Annotated in this window: 3 protein-coding genes and 1 pseudogene; 1 reads left to right on the top strand and 3 read right to left on the bottom strand. The window is 75.0% G+C overall.

Going from position 1 to position 3,043, the window contains the following annotated elements:
* A pseudogene (locus HUW36_RS29535) lies at positions 1–335 on the bottom strand (helix-turn-helix domain-containing protein); the annotation flags it as partial.
* A gap of 77 nt (positions 336–412) precedes the next feature.
* Here HUW36_RS29535 and HUW36_RS29540 point away from each other — a divergent pair.
* The gene (locus tag HUW36_RS29540) at positions 413–1,348 is read left to right on the top strand and encodes an SMP-30/gluconolactonase/LRE family protein (protein WP_174531105.1); all 936 of its coding nucleotides are present in this window, start codon (positions 413–415) and stop codon (positions 1,346–1,348) included.
* 39 nt (positions 1,349–1,387) lie between these two features.
* On the opposite strand, the gene HUW36_RS29545 is transcribed toward HUW36_RS29540, so the two are convergent.
* Positions 1,388–2,008, bottom strand: coding sequence for an HAD family hydrolase (locus tag HUW36_RS29545; protein ID WP_174531106.1), 621 nt, complete (start codon positions 2,006–2,008; stop codon positions 1,388–1,390).
* A partial coding sequence (locus HUW36_RS29550) for an AAA family ATPase (RefSeq protein WP_174531107.1) occupies positions 2,005–3,043 on the bottom strand: 1,039 nt, incomplete at its 5' end. The genes HUW36_RS29545 and HUW36_RS29550, both read right to left, overlap by 4 nt.

Genomic DNA, 3,043 nt, shown 5'->3' on the forward strand with positions numbered 1-3,043 from the left:
GGCAGCGCGCCGGACGCCACGAGCGGGCCCAGCTCGGCGGCGAGCACCTCGTCCGGGGTGCCGGCGACCCGGTCCAGCAGGGCGTCGAGGCCGCCGTCGAACACCGGCGGGGTCACCAGGTCCGGCACCAGATGGGGCGAGCGGCACAGGTCCAGGTAGGGACGCATCTCGGGGCGCAACGCCGCCCGGGTCCGGGAGCGCCACCCGGCGAGGTGCTCCGGCACGTCGGCCAGGACCAGCCGCTGGGCGGCCATCGCCAGCTCGACCAGCACCGCCGGCTCGGACCGCAGGACGGTGCGGCTCAGGTCGGCGGCGTTGAGCCGCAGGATGGTCACCGGCGCACGGTAACCACCCTTCGGCCCGTACCGAAAGGGGCTTCCCGCCGGACCGGCGCCGCCGGACGCTGCCAGACGTGAAGACACTCCTCGCGGCGGCCGCCGCGGTCCTGACGGCGGTGACCGTCGGCGTACCCCGGCCGGCCCCCACCGACGTCCGTCCCGACACCTACGTCGTCTCCCGCGCGCCGGGCGTGCTGCCCGAAGGGCTCACGGTCACCGCGAGCGGCACCATGTACGTCACGAGTTCGGCCACCGGCGCGGTCTACCGGGGCGACACCCGCCGGGCCGGGCTGCGCCCGTTCCTCGCCCCCGGGGCCGACGGCCGGACCAGCGCCGCCGGGGTCCGGGTGGACCGCCGCGGTCGCGTCCTCGTCGCCGGCTGGACCACCGGCACGCTCTTCGTGTACGCGCCGGACGGCACCCTGCTGGCCCGTCGCGCCGCCGGACCCGGCGCGGCCCTCAACGACCTGACGGTCACCCGCGACGCCGTCTACGTCACGGACTCCGCCACCGGCACCGTGTGGCGGGCCGGGCTCACCGGCGGACACGTCGGCGCCCTGGTCCCCTGGGTGGGCCCGGACGACTTCCCGGCCGCGCCGGTCTTCCTCAACGGCATCGTGGTCGACCCCTCCGGCCGGGTCGCCCTCGTCGCGGAGCAGGGCGGCGAGCGCCTGTTCCGGGTCGACCTGGCCGGCCGGTCCGTGACCGAGGTCCAGGTCAGCGGCGGCCGGATGGGCGCCGACGGCCTGCTGCTGGAAGGGGACCGGCTCTACGGGGTGGTCAACGAACCCGACGGCGAAGGCGGTACCCGGTTCCTGGTGAACCTGGCCCGGCTCGACGACGGGCTGCGCACCGCCCGGGTGGTCGACCGCTCCCGCCCGGTCGGCGTCCAGCGGTCGCCGACCTCGGTGGCGCGCGACGCCGGCCGACTGCTCTGGGTGGACAGCCAACTCTTCGCGACCACACCGACCCCGCCGTTCACGGTCACCGAGGTGCCGGGCCTGCGGTGAGCGGCGCACGAGCCGGACGGGACACGGGGCCCGTCCGGCTCAGTACGCCAGCGCCGCGCGCAGGTACCGCAGGTCGGCCGGCCCGCTCCACCGGTGCGCGGACAGGCCGGCCACCCGGGCGCCCGCCACCGCGCGGTCCTGGTCGTCGACGAAGAGCACCCGGGCCGGCGGGGTGTCCAGCGCCGCGCAGGCGGCCTGGAAGTATTCCTTCGCCGGCTTGTGCACCCCGACGACCGAGGAGTTGACCACCACGTCCAGCTCCTCGGTCAGGCCCAGCTCGGCCAGGTCGGCGTCGAGCAGGTCGGTGGCGTTGGTGCCCAGCCCGACCCGGATGCCGGCCGCCCGCGCCTCGCGGACGAACGCCAGCACCTCCGGGTCGACCTCGCCGCGGTAGCGCTGCCACTGCTCCACGGCCGCCCGGGCCCGCTCCGGGTCACCGAGCGTCGGGACCAGCGCGTCGGCCACGCTCGCCATCCACTGGGCGTGGCTGATCCGGCCGGTCAGCACCGGCTGGAGCAGCCCCCAGGACATCGCGATCTCACCGAGCACGCCCTCGGGCAGCCCGTACTCCCGCTCGACGCCGGCGGCCACCGCCGGGTCCCAGCGGCGCAGCACGCCGTCGAAGTCCACCAGGAGCGCCGTGGCACGTTCCCGACTCACTCGTTCGTCACCTGTTCCTCGTCGTCGGCCCGGTTGAGCCGCTGGCTGATCACCTGGGTCACGCCGGCGCGCATGGTCACGCCGTAGAGCGCGTCGGCGATCTCCATGGTCCGCTTCTGGTGCGTGATCACGATCAGCTGGCTCTTCTCCCGCAACTGCGCCAGCAGCGTGATCAGGCGGCCCAGGTTCACGTCGTCGAGCGCCGCCTCCACCTCGTCCATGATGTAGAACGGGCTGGGCCGGGCGCGGAAGATCGCCACCAGCATGGCCACCGCGGTCAGCGAGCGCTCGCCGCCGGAGAGCAGCGAGAGTCGCTTGATCTTCTTGCCCGGCGGCCGGGCCTCCACCTCGACACCGGTGGTCAGCAGGTCCTCCGGGTCGGTGAGCACGAGCCGGCCCTCGCCACCGGGGAAGAGCACGGTGAAGACCTGCTCGAACTCCCGCGCGGTGTCGGCGAACGCGCTGGCGAAGACCTCCAGGATCCGGTCGTCCACGTCCTTGACCACGGTGAGCAGGTCCCGCCGGGTGGCCTTGAGGTCCTCCAACTGCTCGGAGAGGAACTTGAAGCGCTCCTCCAGCGCGGCGAACTCTTCCAGCGCGAGCGGGTTCACCTTGCCCAGCAGGGCCAGCTCCCGCTCGGCCTTGGCGGCCCGCTTCTCCTGCACCGGCCGCTCGTAGCGGACCGGTTCCGGCACCGGCCGGCCGTCGTTGGCGGCCAGCGCGACGTCCGCGTCGGTGGGCGGGACGAGCTGGTCCGGGCCGTACTCGGCGACCAGGGTGGACACGTCCAGGCCGAAGTCCTCGGCGGCCTTCGCCTCCAGCTGCTCGATCCGCATCCGCTGCTCGGCGCGGGCCACCTCGTCCCGGTGCACCTGGCTGGTGAGCCGCTCCAGCTCGGCGGCGAGGCGCTTGGCCGCGCCGCGTACCTCGGACAGCTCGGCCTCGCGCGCGGCGCGCTCGCGGGCGACCGCGTCGCGGTGCTCCTCGGCCCGGGCGATCGAGACGGTGAGCCGGGTGAGCGCCTCGCGGGCGCCG

Source organism: Micromonospora maritima (assembly GCF_902825405.1).
Classification (GTDB): domain Bacteria; phylum Actinomycetota; class Actinomycetes; order Mycobacteriales; family Micromonosporaceae; genus Micromonospora; species Micromonospora maritima.